This is a genomic window from Tessaracoccus pujii (assembly GCF_055326215.1).
Genome location: NZ_JBUZNP010000007.1, coordinates 11,927 through 30,173, shown reverse-complemented (window position 1 = coordinate 30,173; position 18,247 = coordinate 11,927). Strand labels below are relative to the sequence as shown.

Annotated in this window: 14 protein-coding genes; 7 read left to right on the top strand and 7 right to left on the bottom strand. The window is 68.1% G+C overall.

Annotated features, from left to right (window positions below; all coding sequences use genetic code 11):
- Positions 1-11: 11 nt before the first annotated feature.
- From lacZ to ACZK5N_RS11020, 4 genes are all read right to left on the bottom strand, one after another.
- Complete coding sequence (gene lacZ, locus ACZK5N_RS11035) at positions 12-3,023, bottom strand: beta-galactosidase, LacZ type (RefSeq protein WP_463624952.1); 3,012 nt, start codon at positions 3,021-3,023, stop codon at positions 12-14.
- On the bottom strand, positions 3,020-3,832 hold the full coding sequence (locus tag ACZK5N_RS11030) for a carbohydrate ABC transporter permease (RefSeq protein WP_459018503.1): 813 nt from the start codon (positions 3,830-3,832) through the stop codon (positions 3,020-3,022). The genes lacZ and ACZK5N_RS11030 overlap by 4 nt, the downstream gene beginning before the upstream one ends.
- Positions 3,825-4,787 carry a carbohydrate ABC transporter permease gene (locus ACZK5N_RS11025; RefSeq protein WP_459018502.1) on the bottom strand — a complete coding sequence of 321 codons (963 nt, stop codon included), beginning with the start codon at positions 4,785-4,787 and terminating at the stop codon, positions 3,825-3,827. The genes ACZK5N_RS11030 and ACZK5N_RS11025 overlap by 8 nt, the downstream gene beginning before the upstream one ends.
- A 72-nt stretch (positions 4,788-4,859) precedes the next feature.
- Entirely contained in the window at positions 4,860-6,149 is a 1,290-nt protein-coding gene (locus ACZK5N_RS11020; RefSeq protein WP_459018501.1) for an ABC transporter substrate-binding protein, read from the bottom strand.
- Positions 6,150-6,360: 211 nt separating this feature from the next.
- Here ACZK5N_RS11020 and ACZK5N_RS11015 point away from each other — a divergent pair, with 211 nt between their 5' ends.
- Positions 6,361-7,404 (top strand): LacI family DNA-binding transcriptional regulator, encoded by a 1,044-nt coding sequence (locus ACZK5N_RS11015; RefSeq protein ID WP_459018500.1) that lies wholly within the window; start codon positions 6,361-6,363, stop codon positions 7,402-7,404.
- Between the two features lie 221 nt (positions 7,405-7,625).
- Positions 7,626-8,342, top strand: coding sequence for an NYN domain-containing protein (locus ACZK5N_RS11010; protein WP_459018499.1), 717 nt, complete (start codon positions 7,626-7,628; stop codon positions 8,340-8,342).
- 29 nt (positions 8,343-8,371) lie between these two features.
- On the opposite strand, the gene ACZK5N_RS11005 is transcribed toward ACZK5N_RS11010, so the two are convergent.
- Complete coding sequence (locus ACZK5N_RS11005) at positions 8,372-9,160, bottom strand: LppM family (lipo)protein (protein WP_463624951.1); 789 nt, start codon at positions 9,158-9,160, stop codon at positions 8,372-8,374.
- A gap of 118 nt (positions 9,161-9,278) precedes the next feature.
- Positions 9,279-10,277: a squalene cyclase gene (locus ACZK5N_RS11000; protein WP_463624950.1), complete on the bottom strand. Its 999-nt coding sequence runs from the start codon at positions 10,275-10,277 to the stop codon at positions 9,279-9,281.
- A 228-nt stretch (positions 10,278-10,505) separates the two neighbouring features.
- Here ACZK5N_RS11000 and ACZK5N_RS10995 point away from each other — a divergent pair, with 228 nt between their 5' ends.
- From ACZK5N_RS10995 to ACZK5N_RS10980, 4 genes are all read left to right on the top strand, one after another.
- Positions 10,506-11,495 (top strand): alpha/beta hydrolase, encoded by a 990-nt coding sequence (locus ACZK5N_RS10995; protein WP_463624949.1) that lies wholly within the window; start codon positions 10,506-10,508, stop codon positions 11,493-11,495.
- A gap of 189 nt (positions 11,496-11,684) precedes the next feature.
- Complete coding sequence (locus ACZK5N_RS10990; RefSeq protein ID WP_459018495.1) at positions 11,685-12,413, top strand: FMN-binding negative transcriptional regulator; 729 nt, start codon at positions 11,685-11,687, stop codon at positions 12,411-12,413.
- 217 nt (positions 12,414-12,630) lie between these two features.
- A complete protein-coding gene (locus ACZK5N_RS10985) occupies positions 12,631-13,815 on the top strand; it encodes a S8 family peptidase (protein ID WP_463624948.1) in 1,185 nt (394 codons plus the stop codon).
- A gap of 295 nt (positions 13,816-14,110) precedes the next feature.
- Positions 14,111-14,905: an endonuclease domain-containing protein gene (locus ACZK5N_RS10980; RefSeq protein WP_463624947.1), complete on the top strand. Its 795-nt coding sequence runs from the start codon at positions 14,111-14,113 to the stop codon at positions 14,903-14,905.
- A 54-nt stretch (positions 14,906-14,959) separates the two neighbouring features.
- Here ACZK5N_RS10980 and ACZK5N_RS10975 read toward each other — a convergent pair whose 3' ends face one another.
- The gene (locus tag ACZK5N_RS10975; protein WP_463624946.1) at positions 14,960-17,401 is read right to left on the bottom strand and encodes a glycoside hydrolase family 3 protein; all 2,442 of its coding nucleotides are present in this window, start codon (positions 17,399-17,401) and stop codon (positions 14,960-14,962) included.
- A 196-nt stretch (positions 17,402-17,597) separates the two neighbouring features.
- On the opposite strand from ACZK5N_RS10975, the gene ACZK5N_RS10970 reads away from it, so the two are divergent.
- Positions 17,598-18,110, top strand: a complete 513-nt coding sequence (locus tag ACZK5N_RS10970; protein ID WP_459018491.1) for a mycothiol transferase — start codon at positions 17,598-17,600, stop codon at positions 18,108-18,110.
- The last annotated feature ends 137 nt before the right edge of the window (positions 18,111-18,247 follow it).

Genomic DNA, 18,247 nt, shown 5'->3' with positions numbered 1-18,247 from the left:
AGGAGACGAGGTCAGCGGATGCCCTGGAACCCGAACGTGAACACCAGCTCCTGGCACTGGGGCAGGCGGTACTCGGGGTGGGTCATGGAGCCCCATGAGTCGTCGCCCCCCACGCCGCGACGCATGAGCGCCGGGCGCAGCACCGTCTTCTGGATCGGCGGCAGGTCCACGGGGTGCGCCGCGTTCTCGATCTCGAACGGGGTCCACGGCAGGGCCGAGAACTCCATGGGCTCGTCGACCGAGTCGAACCGCAGCCCGGCGCCGTGGACGTCGGTCACGGTCGCCCAGCGGACGCCGGTGTGGCTGCCAGATTCCTGCGGCCTGATGTAGGGGGTGAGCTGCTCGGACACGTCCGCCGACCACACCCCGAGGCGTGCCCCCGCGCGACGATCCACGTAGCTCTCCTCCGGGCCCTCGCCGTACCAGCTGAGCCGGTTGAGCTCGGGATCCGTGACCAGCATGAGCCCGAACTCCGGCATGTCGGTCAACCCCTCGCCCGGCCGCACCGTGAGTGTCACCTCCACGCGACCCTCGCCGTCGACCCGATAGACCACGTCGCACTCCCCTGCCGGGCTGCTGGGCAGCTCGTAGGTGTAGCGGATCACGACGGCGTCCTCCACGACCTCCGCCGAGGGACCGGCTTCACTGGCCTCGGCGTACCGGCTTGCCAGGGCCCATTGACCGTCGCGGAACGGCATGTTCCAGCCGCGCTCGTTGGAGGTGGGCGCGTGCCAGAAGTTGGGCTTCGGGATGGCGCGCAACAGCTCCCGGCCACCGTCCGAGCTCAACCCGTACCGGTAGGAGACCAACCCGCCGTACAGCTTGGAGAACAGCGCGGTGAAGTGCCGGCCGCGCACGCCGAAGTTGTGGATGCCGTCGATCAACTGCGGCGCGCTCCGCGGCGACAACGCCGCCGAGGCCCCCGCGACCGTGAACACCGCCTGCTCCCACGACACCTCGTGCCCCACCGGGGCCCAGGATGCGGCGTGGCGGAGCCGGAACGACACGTCGACGGTGTACTCGCCGGCGGCCTCGGGCAGGTCGAAGGGCAGCGGGAAGTTGCCGGTGTCACCGGGATCCACATCCGTCTCGACGACGCCCTCGGCCAGCCCGCGACCCTCGCGCCGCAGCGTCACCACGCACTTGTACACCGACGTGCCGGTGAACAGGTGCCTGTTCTCCACCTCGAAGGAATCGCCGGAGATCTCGATGACGAGGCCCTGGTAGAGCTTCTTCACCTCCTGCATCTTGGGCGTGGGGGTGTGATCGGCGAAGAGGATGCCGTTGCCGCTGAACTCCGCGTCGTGCGGGGCCTCGCCGCAGTCGCCGCCGTAGCCGAAGTACTCCGTGCCGTGCCGGTCCGTGAGCCGGATCGCCTGGTCCGAGAAGTCCCAGATGAAGCCGCCCTGGTAGAGCGGCTCGCGGTAGGCCAGGTCGATGTACTTGTCGACGGCGCCGAACGAGTTGCCCATCGTGTGCGCGTACTCGCACAGGATGTAGGGCTTGTTCCGGTTGGTGCTGAGGAACTCCTCGATGGCGGCCGCCGGGGTGTACATGGTGCTGACCACGTCCGTGGTCTCCGGGTAGCGAGGGTCCCAGTGGACGCCCTCGTAATGCACCGGGCGGGTGTCCAGCGAGCGGAAGTGGTCCGCCACGTCGCGCAGGTTGGTGCCGCCGAAGCTCTCGTTGCCGCAGGACCACATGACGATCGAGGCGTGGTTCTTGTCCCGCTCGAGCATGTTGGAGGCGCGGTCCAGCAGGACGTCGCGCCACTCGGGCAGGTCTCCCGGCACCGCCTGCTCCAACGTGACGCGCCCCCGGACCACCGCGTCCCACATGCCGTGGGACTCGAGGTTCATCTCGTCGATGACGTACAGCCCGTACTCGTCGGTGAGCTCGTACAGGAACGAGTTGTTCGGGTAGTGGCTGGTGCGCACCGCGTTGATGTTGTGGGCCTTCATCAGGCGGATGTCCGTCTCGGTCTGCTCGCGGCTCATCACCCGGCCCTCGAGCCCGAACTCGTGCCGGTTGACGCCGTTGAACACCACGCGGCGGCCGTTGATCTTCAACAACCCGTCCTCGATGCCGAAGCGGCGGATGCCAACCCGCTGAGGGATCACCTCGACGACGGCGCCGCCCGTGTCCAGCACCTCGACGGTGAGGTCATAGAGGTGCGGGTCCTCCGCGCTCCACAGGCGGGGCTGCTCGACGGCGACCGTCAGGACCCCGTCGTCGGCCGTGGTCAGCGCGCCGACCCCGCCCAGGCGGGCCCGCACGGAGCCCTCCCCCTGCAGCGACACGGCGACCCGCACCACCGCCGACGCGAGGTCGTCGGCCACATCCGTGGTGATTCGCAGGTCCTCTGCGTGCACGGCCGGCCGGCGGTAGAGCATGACGTCGCGGAAGATCCCGGAGAACCGGTAGAAGTCCTGGTCCTCGATCCAGGCGGCACCGCTCCACTTGTACACCTGCGCCGACAGCTTGTTCTCGCCGTCGACGAGGTGCTGCGTGAGGTCGAACTCCGACGGCGTGAACGCGTCCCCCCCGTAGCCCACGTAGTGGCCGTTGAGCCACACCGCGATGGTGGACTCCGCTCCCTTGAACGACACGCTCAGGCGCTCGCCGTCGGCCAGCGGGTGGTCGAGGGTGAAGTGGGTGACGTAGCTGCCCACAGGGTTGAACTTCTGCGGGATCTGGCCCGGCCAGATGTCCTCGAGCCCGTCCCACGGGTGCTGGACGTTGGCGTACTGGGGGCGGTCGTAGCCCTGCAGCTGAATGTGGCCGGGGACCCGGATGTCGTCCCAGGCGTCGGTGTCGTAGTCCGACGCCTCGAATCCCTCCGGGATGAGCGACAGGTTCTTGGCGTAGTGGAACTTCCACACGCCGTTGAGGCACTTCTCGAAACTGCTGGTCCCCGACGCGGCCTCCGCCGGTCCCGCGAACCAGCGATGGTCCGAGTGTGCGGGGAGCCGGTTCTCGGCGAAGTAGGTGGGGTCGGGGATTCTGCTGCGATCGAACGTCATTTGATAGCTCCTGTGATGCCCTCGGCGAAGGCGCGCTGCAGCACGAGGAAGATCACCATCGTGGGCAGGGACGCCAACAGGACGGCGAGCATCAGCACTCCGTAGTCGGTCACGTAGCCGGCGCGCAGGTTCGAGATGAGCATCGGCATGGTCTGGAAGTTGTTGTTGACAAGGATCACCTTCGGCCACAGGAAGTTGTTCCAGGCGGTCATGAAGGTGATGACGGCCGCGGCCGCCAGGGTGGACTTCATCGTCGGGATGAAGATGCGGAAGAAGATGCTCAACTCGCGCAACCCGTCGATCCTGGCCGCCTCGATGATCTCGTGCGGGAAGGACCGGGACGCCTGACGGAACAGGAGGACCAGGAACGGGGTCGCGATCGCGGGCAGGATCACCGCGCCCACCGAGTTGATCATCCCGAAGTCCGCGAACATCCGGAACAGGGGGATCATGGTCGCGGCGAAGGGAATCATCATGGCCAGCAGGAGCACGCCCATGAGCAGGTCCTTGCCCTTGGAATGGAAGACCTCGAAGCCGTAACCCGCGATGGAGCACACGAAGAGAGCCAGCACCGTGGTGCCGACGGCGTTGACGGTGGAGTACCACATGGCCGAGGCCACGTCCTGCTGCGCCACCAACGAGGAGAAGTTGTCGAAGAGGGCCGTGCCGGGCAGCATCCGGGAGTTGAGGACGTCCTGGCTGGTGTTGGTGGCCGAGACCACCATGAAGTAGAGCGGGAAGATCGACACGATGGCCGAGACCGCAAGGAACAGGTATGCCGGGACCTTGCGCAGCTGGGTCTTAGTCACGCTTGTCACCCACCTTCATCTGGATGAATGCCAGGACCGCCACCATGATGAGGATCACGTAGGACAGCGCGGCTCCGTAGCCGAAATTGGGGTTGCGCTGGAACGAGACCTCGAACAGGTAGTGCGACATCGTCATCGATGTGTACGCCGGGCCTCCCTGCGTCAGGTTCCAGGACTCGTCGAACAGCTGGATGGTGCCGTTGGTCGACAGGATCGCGGTGAGCAGGATCATGGGCTTGAGCTGCGGGACGGTGACGTACCAGAAGGTCTGGAACGAGCTGGCGCCGTCGATCTTGGCGGCCTCGAGCGACGAGTAGTCGATGTTCTGCAGCGCGGCAAGGTAGAACACCATGTTGTAGCCCGTCCAGCGCCACAGCAGGCCCAGGATGATCACGAACCGCGCGGTGCCGGTCTGGCCCAGCCAGTTGACGGGCGAATCAACGAAGTTGAGCCCCATCAGCATGTCGTTGACCAGGCCGTCGTTGGCGAACATGGTCCGGAACACCAGCGAGTAGGACACGAGCGACACCGCGCACGGCAGGAAGATCGCGGTGCGCCAGAGGCCCTTGAATCGCAGGTTCTTGTCGTTGAGCAGGTTGGCCAGGACCAGCGCGATGACCAACATGATCGGCACCTGGATGATCAGGTAGATGAACGTGTTCTGGACGGTGAGCTTGAAGATCTCGTCGCTGAAGAGCCTCTCGTAGTTGAAGTAGAGAGGGTCCGCGAAGTCCACCCGGGTGCCTCGGCCCGTCTTCAGGGACAGGATCAGGGCTTGGAGCATGGGGTAGAAGTTCATCCAGAGGATGAGGACGGCGGCTGGAAGCAGGAAGATCCAGCCGGTGAGGTTGCGTTGCGCCTCGATGCCGAAGCGACGCCGATTCCTGGACGGTTGCCCGTCCAGGGCATCGAGTGGCGCGGCCTTGCGGACCGCCACCCGGGAGCTTTGACTCATGTTCGATCACACCACCTTTCGCGCGGGTGGGGGCCGGCACGCCGGCCCCCACCACGCTGACTAGTCAGGAAATCACTGCATCGCGAATTCGACGGCCTTCTGGGCCTCTTCGAGCGCGGTGTCGATGTCGGTGCCACCGATGATCTTGGTGACCGCGGCGCTCACGGAGTCACGGCCCTCGTAGTAGTAGACACCCGTGTTGTTGCTGGGCACCTCTGCCGAGTACTCCAGGACCTTCGTGAAGATGGGCTCGCCGCCGAAGAATTCCTGCGGCTCGCCGTACACGTCGCTGTCCGCAGCCGGCAGCCAGTTGGCCAGTGCGCCGGACGAGGGGAGGATCGTGTCGTACAGCTCGCTCGAGCCGGCGAAGGTCTTGGCCAGGAAGTCCGCAGCCAGCTCCTTGTCGGCATTGGCGCTGATGGCCCAGGAGGACCCGCCGTTGGCCGTGTAGTGGGTGGCGCCGTCGATGTTGTCGAGCTTGGGCAGGTTGGTGATGCCCCACTTGCCGCTCTGGTCCGCGGCGGACTGGATGGAACCGAGGATCCACACGCCCTGCATGACTCCTGCCACGTTGGAGTTCACGAAGGTGCCGATGAACTCATCCCACGAGTTGACCTCGACGAAGACACCGGAGTCCACCAGGGCCTTGTACGTCTCGATCGACTCGATGAGGGCCTCGTTGCCGACGATGGTGGGCTTGCCCTCATCGTCGAACAGGCTGGCGTCCGCGCTCTGCAGCATCATCATGATCAGGTCCGCCGAGCCGGCCATGCCGGAGGCGAGCGGCTTTCCGGTCTTGGCCAGGACATCCTCACCCTTGGTGATGAACTCGCTCCACGTGATGTCGGTGAAATCATCGAGGGTGTAGCCGGCCTCCTCGAGGACGTCGGTGCGCAGCGCGCTGATGGCGGTGCCGTTGTCGAACGGCACGCCGTAGTTGACGTCGTCGACGGTGGAGTAGGCCACGACGCCCTCCGGGAACTCGGAGAAGTCGATGTCCGCGTCCTCGAAGTCAGCGAACAGGTCCGGGTAGTTGATGACGTTCTTCTGGAACGCGTTGTTCTGCATCAGGAAGATGTCCGGCAGTTCGCCGGTCTCCTGCGACTGCGCCAAGGTGGTGAGCTTGGTCTGCAGGTCATCCCAGGGGGTCTCGATGACCTCGACCTCCACGTCGGGATTCTCCTCCTGGTAGATCTTCGCGGCCTCGTTCATCGCATAGATGTTGAAGGCAGGGTCCCAGGTCCAGACGGTCAGCTTGCCGTCGCCCTCAGGGGCCTCCGAGCCTGTGTTGCCTGAGCCGCAGGCGGTGAGAGCCAGCGGCACCACGACGGCCATGGCCGCGAGCTTCTTCCACGATTTCATGTGACTTCCTTAGTCCGTTGTGGCCGACACCGTTGTGTGACCAGTGGGCATCCCGCCGGCGTTGGCAAGAATGTTTACGTAAACGTATCACGCGCGCGATCATCGCGCCACCGACCGACCATAACGGTCCGATAACATTCCGCGGGGCCTTTTTTTGGCAATCGCTCACTCCTGGTGACGTCAACATTGGAGGCCAGCTAGACTCCGGCCCATGGGTACCGTCTCGGGTCGAGGACGACGCAAGACCGGCCCGTCCATCGAGGACGTGGCGCGGCTGGCCGGCGTCTCCGCCCAGACGGTCTCCCGAGTCTCCACAGGCGCAGATCCCGTCCGTCCGGAGACGAAGGCCAAGGTGCTGGCGGCCATGGCCCAGCTCGGTTACACACCTAACCGGGCGGCCAGGGCGCTGCGCAACGGCTCCTTCGGGACCATCGGCCTGCTCGCCCACCGCTACGAGCGGACGGGAGAGGTGCTCACCACCGGCGCGGTGGTGCGGGCCGCCGACGACGAGGGCTACACGGTGACGCTCCTGAGCATCGAGACGGAGTCCGCGGAAGCCCAGGACTGGGAGAGCGCCGCCCGCCGGATCTCGAACCAGGCCATCGACGGGCTGGTCATCATCCGCGCGGAGGAGGCCACCCCGGAGACCCTCACGTTGCCCGCGGGCATGCCGGTTGCTGTGTCGGACTCGCGTCTGGTCGGACACTATCCGGCCGTCATGGGCGACCAGTTGCAGGGCTCCCGGGACGCCACCCGCCACCTCCTCCAGCTGGGTCACCGGACCGTCCACCACCTGGCCGGCCCCGAGGATTCAGAGCCCGCGCTCATGCGCCGTGGGGCATGGCAACGCACCCTGGAGTCGGCTGGTCGGCCAACTCCCGAGCCCTGGATCGGCGACTGGACTCCCCGTTCGGGCTACGAGCTCGGGCACAGGATCGCAGCAGACCCGGATGTCACGGCGGTGTTCGTGGCCAACGACGAGATGGCGTTCGGGCTGCTACGCGCCCTCCACGAGGCGGGGCGGCGGGTCCCCGAGGACGTGTCGGTGGTGGGCTTCGACGCGATCGCGCTGAGCGAATTCTCCTACCCACCGCTGACGACGGTGCGGCACGACTTCCAGCGGATCGGACGCGAGTTGGTGAAGCTGGTAGTGGCGCAGATCCGCTCTCGCGGCGTCTCGATGGCGCGGCATGACCGGGTGATCGTGCCCACAGAGTTGCTCATCCGCGGCACCACGGGCCCACCGCCGGGCTGACCACGTCGTCCGCCCTGCCCCCGATCCGGGCACGACACGCCGACGGAAGCACACCCGGAGGCCCCAGGTGGCGCCGAGGGGGGACTTTGCCGCACTTTCGTGCACGGAGAAACGGCCCCGACGCGTGGGCCAGCGGCCCGCGTTCCATGGAGCGCTAGGCTCGTCAACGTCTGGAGTGGCCGACCACGGCCCCGAGCTCCGGCGGAACTGTTGGGACAGAGATGACGAATGAAACCCCCCGCGAGGCGCGCCTGGCCGTGCTGATCGACGCCGACAACGCGCGCGCGCAGCACATCGATCAACTGCTCGTGGAAGTGGCGAAGTACGGCCGGGCCTCCGTCCGGCGCGCCTACGGCGACTGGACCTCAACCCAGCTGACGTCGTGGAAGACCGAGTTGCTGCAGCACTCCATCCAGCCCATCCAGCAGTTCAGCTACACCACGGGCAAGAACGCCACCGACAGCTCGCTCATCATCGATGCCATGGATCTCCTCCACGCGGGCAACCTCGACGGTTTCTGCCTGGTCTCCAGCGACAGCGACTTCACCCGGCTGGCAGCCCGAATCCGCGAGGACGGCCGCCTGGTCTACGGGTTCGGGGAGCGCAAGACGCCGAAGCCCTTCGTCGCCGCCTGCGACACCTTCATCTACGTCGAGAACCTGACGACGGTGGCGCCGTCCGTCAAGCCGGCGACGGTCACCGCCCACAAGCTGACCACCGACGCGTTCCTGGACAAGCTACTGGCGGAGGCCGTCGACGCCGCCGCCGGCGACGACAACTGGGCCAACCTCGGCGTGGTGGGCAGCAACCTATCGCGCCTCGCGTCGGACTTCGACTCACGCACGTGGGGCTTCGCCAAGCTGAAGGACCTGTTCGCCGCGCACCCCGGGTACGTGACCCAGTCAAAGCCGAACGAGGTTCTGGTCCAGCCCAAATAGGCAGGTGGCCCATACGGCCGACGGCGGCGTCAGGGAGTAGGGCCCCAGGGGTTGCCCGGTTCCTGGCCCTGGACGACTGGGCCGTTCGGGTAGAGCTCATCCCGCGGGTGCTGGTGAGGCGTCGGCTGCCCCGCCGAGGGGGTTCCCGCGGACCACTGGCCGTACTGCGTTCCGACAGCGCCACCCGCCGGGGCTGGTGGCTGAGTGGTCCAGGCTTCGGCCGGAGTGATGACCGGCTGAGGCGTCCGGGCACGGTTCCAGAGCAGCAACAACCCGATGACCACGCCCGCCGCCACCAACAGCCCGGCCCCGATCCATGGCAACAGCGCGAGCACAGGGTTCGGCTCCCTGCTGGTGGCCCTGAGGCCCTCGTCGGAGGCCAGGTCCATCGCGTTGGTCCAGGTCACAGTGGTGCCATCGACGGTGCTCGAGCCGTTGTGGGAAGTGACTTCGGCCGGGAATTCCACCGCGACCCTGAAGTCCGCGAACAAGGCCGCCGTCATCCGGGCGTCATCGGTTGAGCCGTCACCGAGCTCAGACATGGCCATCGTGAACGTGTACTGCCCGTCCTCGTGGACGATGCTGAGATCCGGGCCAGCGTCGGCCAACTCCGCCAGAGGCACCCCCTTCATCTCGTGGATGCAGCCGATGAAGCCGTCCTCGTTGTAGGGCGTGACGGTGCGTCCCGCCTCCACCACGGGGGCGCACTCCTCGCCGATCGAGTCCGCGTACTCGTCCTGCATGGCGATCAACATGGTCATGTCAACCGTGCTGCCGGAGATCTGGATGTCCGTGTCGAACTTGATGCATCCGCTCATCAACAGAAGTAGCGGAAGAAGTACCAGCGCAGGTGCGCGCCCCCCAGGTGATGTCATGGTTCCGACGTTAGACCCCGCCCCGGACCATTCGCCCAGGCCTTTCGGGTTATCCCCAGGATCAACCCGGAAGAGTCGTGGCGGCTGCCTCCCCGTCCCACCAGTGGAGCATCCGCGTCGCGTAGAAGGTCAGCCAGGGCGACGGTTGACCCTTCGGCACGTCGATCTCGAACCACACCTGCCCCTTGTAGCGCCCTCCCTGGAGCCAGCGTCCGTCGTCCTGGCGCGCCGCCCTGACCACCTCGACCGCTTCGGCGGCGCGTGGGTCCGGTGACACCCCGTCGTACACCGAGGCCTGGCGGAGATAGTCGAGCACGTTGAGGACGCTGTAGACCCAGCGCAGCGGGTACGCGAGGTAACCCACCCAGTCCCCCACCCGTTCGCCGGTGCTCAGCCGGTACATCAGCCGCCGCTCGAGCAGGTACTCATGCGCGCGCTGCCTGGCTGCCTTGAGCGCGTCGTGCCCACCCACGGCCCGCTCGTACCACAGCATGCCGCGCAACGAATTGAGCGTGGAATGGAACGACGACCGCCCCGACCCCTCCACCCACTCACAGTTCCATCCCCCGTCGTCCAACTGATGCTCGAGGAACCACTCGGCCAGACCGCTGACGTCCGCGCCCAGCCATGCGCCGTTGGCAAGGGTGAACGCGTTGATGCAACAGTCGACCTCACCGCCCCAGTAGGGAAGGTCGTCGTATTCCCACCGGCTGTTGGCGGCCAGCTTCTCGGCGGTCCCCGCCAGCGCGGAGGCATCCAGGCCCCACTCGCGCAGGGTGTTCAGCGTCCAGGTGGTGGCGGTGTAGGGCTGGCCCTCGTCGTCGTCGTCATGGTTCACCGCCCGCGGATCGGCCCGCGTCGGGAAGTAGGCGCCACCGGCCCACTGGCCGTCGTCGTCCTGGAGCGCGAGGAGCCGCGCGGCCATCCCGGTGCCGGCCATCTGCGCGCGGGTTGCCTGCCAGACGTCCTCGGGCTCCCCGACGAGGTCGCGCTGCACCTGCCAGCGCAGAGCAGGGTCGGTGTCGAGCAGCCAGCCGATGAGTTCCGAGTCGTGCCTCATGGCACAGAGCCTAGGCGCCCCTCCCGGGCACGACACGCCGTCGAGTACAAACCTCGACGACGAGGACCGCCACGAGCGGGCACTCCTGCGGCGTGTCGTGCCCGGGGGGAGGCGACGCGAGAGTCGCCGAAAGACGGGCAAGCCGCTCCTCAGCCGGCCGTGGCACGGCACCGACCCGCAGGATGGGCCCGGCTCCTCAGCACTCGGGCGTGCCGCAAGAATGGGGCCATGCAGATCTTCACCCAGACCGTCGGACACGACGCCCCCCTCACCTGCTACGTCCAGGAGCCCAGCGCCGAGCTCGCCACCGCCACGACACGACCCGCCGTCCTCGTCCTCCCGGGCGGCGGCTACTTCATGACGTCGGATCGCGAGGCCGAGCCCGTGGCGCTGGCCTACCTCGCCGAGGGGTTCAACGCGTTCGTGCTCCGCTACGCCGTGGGCGCCGAGTCGCCGTTTGAAATGTCGTTCGACGACGCTAAGGCCGCGCTGGGCTGGATCCGGGAGCACGCGGCCGAGTTGCACATCGACCCGGCGAAGGTCGCAGTCGTCGGGTTCTCCGCCGGCGGGCACCTCGCGGCGAGCCTCGCGACGGCGGCTGAGGAGAAGCCCGACGCGCTGGTGGCCGGCTACCCGGTGACGCTCGAGGAGTTCGGCCCGCCGGTGGGCAAGGAACTCCTCGACGTGCCCAGCCACGTCTCCTCGCAGACCCCGCCGACGTTCCTGTTCAGCACCAGCGACGACACCGTCGTACCCATTCGCAACTCCATCGCCTTCCTGGCCGCTCTGGCCGAGCACGGGGTGCCGTTCGAGTCGCACATCTACCTGCTCGGGCCCCACGGGCTGAGCCTCGCGAAGCCGCTGACCGCGAACGGCCAAGGCCCGATGGTGGAGGGTTCAGTGGCGCAGTGGCTGCCGGAGTCGGTTCGGTTCCTGCGGACGGTGTTCGGCGAGTTCGCCACCGAAGGTGAGCCCGAGTCGTTCCGCACGCTCGTGGACCGCCGACGCCTCGGGCTCGACATGCCTTTGGGTCGCCTGGTCGCCGACGAGCGGGCCGCCGACGCCGTCCTCAGGCACGCCCCGGCGCTGGCCGCCGCCCTGGAGACCGACCCCTTCGCGGGGGCGATCTCCGTCCGCCAGTTGATGGGCTACCAGCCCGCGGCCATCTCGCCCGAGTCGCTGGCCGCGCTCGAGCGGGAGCTCTCCACGCTGGGTTGACCCGCTGAGCGAGACCGCTCCGGTCCGACCTGAGGCGAGCATGCGGATAGGGCCGCTGGGGCGACTTCGTGGCGGTAAGCGACTGGGCTGAACCAGTAGAACTGTCCTGGCCGGGGCTGGTCGACGCTCCACCGCGCCTGGAAGCAGCCCCCGCGGGCGGCGATGAACCGAGCAGTACGATGTGCCCCCATGGAGACCACCCAACCGACCAGCTCCGTCTACGTGCCGGCCAGCCAACGGGTCGACGACGTCGAGCGGTGCCGCGCCCTGCTGGCAGAGGTCGGTGCGGCGCTGTGGATCACGGGCGGCGATGGGTCCCCGTCGGCGACCCTGCTGCCCACCACCTGGGACGCCGACCGGCTCGTCGCCCACGCGTCGGCGCACAACGCCCAATTCGACCTACCTCTCGGCTCGCGCGTCCCCTGCCGGGTCGTGATCCAGGGCGCGCACGCCTATGTCAGCCCCCGCTGGTACCCGAGCATCCAGCCCGTTGAGCACGGCGGCGCGGCGCGCGGCCGTGCGGAGGGCAGGGCCGTCGGCACATGGGACTACGAGCAGGTGCAGATCGCCGGCTGGCTCACCACCCACCGCGACCCGGACCGCCTCCGCGACGAGGTCATGCGCCAGGCCGAGGCGCTCGACGCCGCCCGGCTGTCTGACACCCCCCACTCCCCCGACGCCCACCGCGGGCCCTGGTCCGACGACGAGGCGCCGGCCGACTACATGGCCGCGATGCTGCAGAGCATCATCGGGGTCGAGCTGGAGATCACCGAGGTGGTGGGGCGGTTCAAGCTGTCGCGCAACCGGACTGACGCAGACCGGGCGGGCGTCGTCGACGGCCTGCGGGAGCGGGGGCGTGACCGCGACCTGAGGGTAGCCGACGCCGTCGCGTCCGTGGACCCACTGCCGCCCGGCTAGGAGCCGGCTACCCGCCGACCTTGTTGCGTCGGGCAACAAGTCGGGGCGGGAAACCCACGGCCGGGCTCCGAAACCGCCTGCAGCGTGCCGCTGGCAAGCACCCCGGCATCGGCGCCGGCCCCCGTCGTCCGGGTCGGAAATGGGAGGTCCGGCCCCTCATTTGCAGCGGCCCCGAGGGATACATTCGGACCAGGCTTCGGACAGCGGGGAGAGCGCCATGGCATCGAACGATCATCCTGTCACCATCGGGAGACGGGCGTGGCAGCGCTCCCTCGCAGTTCTCGCTCTCGTCCTACCCCTGGCCATGGTGCCCGGCGCGGCGACGGCTCAACCGGCGGCGCCGTCGGCCAAAGCCACCTATACCGTGCAGTTCCGCGACGGCGTCGACGCGCGCGCCGAGGCCGCGACCGGCGCAGGGCGGGGTCTGGGCGTGAGCCGGGTCCTCACGAACGTGTACCCCGGCATGATCGCGACGATGAACGAGGCGCAGGCGGCGGCCCTGACCAGAAACCCGAACGTCGTCCTCGTGGAGAAGGATCAGGTGGTGACCGCCAGCGTCACCCAGACCGACGCCACCTGGGGCCTCGATCGCATCGACCAGCGGGACAGGCCGCTCTCGACGTCCTACACCTTCAACTCCACCGGCGACGGGGTCACGGCGTATGTCATCGACACCGGCGTTCTGGCCACCCACATCGACTTCGGTACTCGTGTCCAGGGCGGCTTCGACGCGGTCGACGGCGACGGCGACCCCACCGACTGCAACGGTCACGGCACCCACGTCGCCGGCACGGTCGGCGGCACCACCTACGGGGTCGCCAAGGACGTGGCGATCGTCCCGGTCCGCGTCCTGAACTGCTCCGGCTCGGGGACCACGAGCGGGGTCATCGCCGGGCTCGACTGGGTGGTGGGCAACCACGCGAACCAGAGGGCAGTCGCGAACATGAGCCTCGGCGGCGCCAAGTCCACCGCGATGGACGCCGCTGTGGGGCGCTTGATCTCCGACGGCGTGACCGTCGTGGTGGCGGCCGGCAACAGCAACAGGGACGCCTGCAACTTCTCGCCCGCCAGGGTGAAGGCCGCGATCACAGTGGCCGCCTCGACGATCACCGACGCCCGGGCCTCATACTCCAACTACGGCTCCTGTGTCGACCTGTTCGCCCCTGGGTCGGCCATCACCTCCGCGTGGATCGGCGCGTCGAACTCCGCCACGGCCACCATCTCGGGCACCTCCATGGCCGCCCCGCACGTCGCGGGCGCGGTGGCGCGCCTGCTCCAACGGGAAGCCCTGGCACCGTCCGCAGCGGGCGCCGCCATCACCGACAGCGCGACGAGAGACGTGATCTCGCATGTCGGGCGGAACACCCCCAACAGGCTGCTCTACGCCGACCCGGCCTTCTGACAGTGCCGGTGAGGTGACGTAGAGCACCAGATTCAGGCCCCGATCGCAGTGTGGGATCTTGGACGGTCATTCGTCCGGGATCCCACACTGCGATCGGCTCGCTCCACAGCCTCGTCAGGGAGCGGGATTCCTGACGCTTCCCCGACAAGAGTGGAGCGTGCACGCACGTAAAGACCCGTCCCCAGACCTGCTCCGACTCGCCGCGGCCCAGGAAGGGGTCCTCTCAAGCTCTCAACTCAGCGCGCTGAAGGCCCCGCCGGGGGCATCGAAGCGCTGGCGGACGGGGTGGGTGACGATGGCATCCGGGCTGTATTGCCTGACACCTCCCAGCTGGGCGAGCTGGTGCTGGGCAGGACTCGTCAGGGCTGGGGAGGGATCGGTCATCAGTGGGCTGGCCGCTGCCCACCTCGACGGGCTGGTCACCAAGGCTCCCGAGCAGATCACCGTGTGGCACACCAGAAGCTTCCCCATCGACTCACTCAACGACCCATCGGTGCGGGTGGTGTTCCGCCGGGGTCACAGGAAGGGCAGCGGGGACCCGACCCACACGGACCCGACCAACGCGATCCTGGATGCCGCGGCGGAGGCCGACGAGGATTCTCTCGTGGCGCTGGTCGCCAAGGCATTGGCGGAGGAGAAGGTCACCTCGGAGGAAGTACTCGAGGGGGTTGCCGCCCGGACTCGGTTGCGGAACAGGAGGCTCCTCAGGGTCCTGTGCGCCGAGGGATCCAAGGGAGTCGAATCGGTCCTGGAATGGCGATTCCTCACCGAGATCATCCGCGCCCACGACCTGCCCGAACCGGTCCGGCAGGAACGGGTCATCGTTGGCACCCGCTCCGACAACGTCTGGAACGAGTACGCACTCGTGGTGGAACTGGACGGCCACCTCGGCCACGAGCAGGCATTCCGCGACATGCAGCGCGACAATCGCCTCGCCTTCGAGGGCTACATGACGCTGCGATACGGATGGCACGACGTCACCACGCGGCCCTGCGAGGCCGCGTCGCAACTCGCCCGGGCACTTCAGGGCAGGGGCTGGAGCGGCATCCGCCGACGGTGCCCGAGGTGTCGGCTGGCGGGTGTCTCGTGAGTGTGGGATCCCGGACGAAAGACCGTCCGGGATCCCACACTGAAACTCGACCCGTCAGCGTTCGCCCCGGAACGGCCGCGACAGCATCGCGAACCTCAGCACACGCCCGGCCACGGCTTGGATCTCCCCGCGACCAATCCCGTCGGGCTTAGCCAACGATCTCGACAACGAGCGATCCTTCCCGCGGCGCATACCGTCGACCGTGGACCCCGGCATCAGCACGTCCACTCCGGCCCGCACCCGGTACGCAGAGTCCCACAGGCCTGGAAAGTGGGGGTCGCGGGAGTGCTGCATCCACCAGTCCGTCATCACCATGCCCTCGTACCCCCATTGCCCCCGCAGGATGGTGGTGACCAGCTCATAGTGGTAATGCGCCCACACGCCGTTGATCTTGTTGTACGAGGTCATGATGGTCTGCGGCTGCGCCTCCTTCACCACCATCTCGAATCCCTTGAGGTAGATCTCCCGCAGGGCGCGCTCGGACACGCGCGAGTCGTTGTGGCTGCGGTTGGTCTCCTGGTTGTTCGCAGCGAAGTGCTTGGGGCACGCCGCGACCCCCTGGGACTGCACGCCGCCCACCACAGCCACCGCCATCCGCCCCGTCACCAGTGGGTCTTCGGAGAAGTACTCGAAGTTGCGGCCACAGAGAGGGTCGCGGTGGATGTTCATCCCTGGGCTGAGGAGCACGTCGGACCCCTTCGCCAGCATCTCGCGCCCATGCTCGGCTGCGAGTTCCCTCACCAGCGCCGGGTCCCACGTGGACGCCAGTGTCGTGCCGGACGGCAGCAGCGACGCGTAGGCGCTCAACCGGATGCCCGACGGTCCGTCTGTGCAGGTCACCGCGGGCACCCCCTTCGCCCGCAGCGAGTCCAGAGTCCCGCCGAACACCCCCGCGTTGCCGGGCGCGCCGAGCGGGCTGTTCATCCGCCCATGTCCGCGCGTCAGCGCTTCGAGTTCCTCGTCGCTGAGCTGCGCGACGAACTCCTCCATCGTCCTTCCCCCGGCCGCCACCTCGCCCAACGTGATGCCCCGATCCCCGGTCACGGGAACCTCCGCGGGCAGCCCGTCGAGGATGCGACGGCGCAGGTCGACGGTGCGCACCGGCACGTCCTCCCACCCAACCGTCGCCGCCCCGCCGGTGCGCTGCACGGCCATCCGGCGGAACGCGGCGGCCGGGTCAACGGCGCACGCCTCCTCCAGTTGCTCCACGACGCACAGTTCCGGCACCTCGACGACGCCAACAGGCTCCGCGCCGCGCACGTCTGCACCTATATATATGGTGTACGAACCCGGTTCCAGCACCCAGGCCGAGCGGTGGCCGGTGGCCCCGCCGTCGTCGAAGCTCGCCAGCGCGGTCACCGGGACGGACAATCCGACGCGTTCGCCGGCGCCGGGAGCCAGCACTGCGGTCTTCGCGAAAGCCACCAGCGCCCGGGCCGGCTTGCCCAGCGCGCCGTCGGGAGCCTCGACGTACAGCTGCACCACCTCCCGTCCTGCGTGGTTGCCGACGTTGCGGACCTCGACGGAGACCCGGACCACGTCGTCGGCCGTGAACTCGGCCGCACCTAGCTCGAACGTGGAGTACGACAGGCCGAACCCGAACGGGAACTGCACCGCCTCCCGGGCGAACGTCTCGAAGTAGCGGTAGCCGACGAAGACGTCCTCGGCGTAGACATTGTGGGCGCGGTGGCCGAAGTTGCCGGCGGAAGGATAGTCCTCGTAGCGCCGGGCGATGGTGTCGGTGAGACGGCCGGACGGCGACACCCGTCCCGTGAGCACGTCTGCCAGCGCGCGGCTACCCTCCATGCCGCCCTGCCAGGCGAGAATCAGGCCGGCGAGCCGGCTGCCGTAGTCGTCGGCCCAGGCCAGGTCCACCACGTTGCCGGTGTTGACGACCACCACCACCCGCTCGAAGCGGGCGACGACGGCGTCGAGCATGGCGCGCTCCGCGTCGGTGAGGTAGTACGAGCCCTTCTCCAGGACGCTTTCCCTGTCTTCGCCGGCCGCCCGCCCGACCACTACAAGGGCGACACCAGCCGTGTGCGCCGCACGCGACACGAGCCCCGGGTCCAGCGGCATCTCGTCGAAGTGTCGCGGCCAGTGGCCCCAGTACCCCTCGTCCGGCGGGTTGGCCTCCGACCAGGACGCGTAGGTGGTGGCGAGCTCGCCGTTCACCGCGACGCCCGCCTCCCGCAGCGCCTCCATCAGTGAGATCCGGTACGGCGGCTTCACGTCGCCACCTGAGCCGTAGCCGACGGTGAACCAGTCGCACTGCACGCGGCCGAACACCGCGACCTCCACTTCCCCGGCCAGCGGCAGCACCGCGCCCTCGTTGCGCAGCAGCACCACGCCGTCGGCGGCCGCTCGGCGCGACAACTCGACGAGGCGGGGGGCGACCCCACGGTCCATGTTGACCAGGGCGGCCGACTGCTGTGACAGGCCGTTGAATACGCGCTGCATCGCGCGGTGATAGAGGCGCCAGAGTTGCTGTGGCATGCGGGGTCCTCGGAGGGCTCGGTGAGTGGTGGTCCGTGGATGGTAGACCGTCCGTAAATCACCACTCTGTGGAGACCCCATCCTAGGCGAAGCGTTTCGACGCCGCCAGGGCCGCCGACACAGCCTCGTCATCCACCGGATGTCCTGATTTGACCCCGAGGGACCATCCGCACACGTCCGCGCGACACTAGGAGTCATGAACGCCCTCGAAATCCTCCTCGACGCCACCTCCCGCCCTCTCGAAGCGATGGCGGACTTCCGCGGCTGCCTCACCCCGGAGACCCTCAACCAACATCCGGGGGGGCATCCCAACTCCATCGCATGGCTGCTCTGGCACAGCGGCCGAGAGATCGACGTGCAGCTGACCCACCTGTCCTGCCGCGAGGAGGTATGGACCAGCGACGGCTTCCGTGACCGGTTCGCCCTCGGCGCGGTGGGCGACGGCGTGGGCTACGGTCACTCGGACGACGAGGCCCGCGCCATCGTCGTCGACGATGGCGGCCTGCTGGTGGAGTACGTGACCGCCACGGTCGAGGCGCTCCAGGACTACATCCGCTCCCTCGACGAGGCCGCCCTCGACGATGTGGTGGACCGCCACTGGACTCCCCATGTGACCCGTGGCGTGCGGCTGGTGAGCATCATCGACGACGCCACACAACACATCGCCCAGGCCGCCTACGTCTGCGGGATGCCGTTCCCGGGTCGCTGACCGGGCACGCCCCGCACCGTCGCGGTCCCAGTCCGTGTCGCCTGCAGCGCCCCGCACCGCACCACACGCCCACAGAACGTCGCGGGGGGACCCAAAACAAGGGGGGAGGAAGGGCCAACAGGGGGGGAAACACTCTT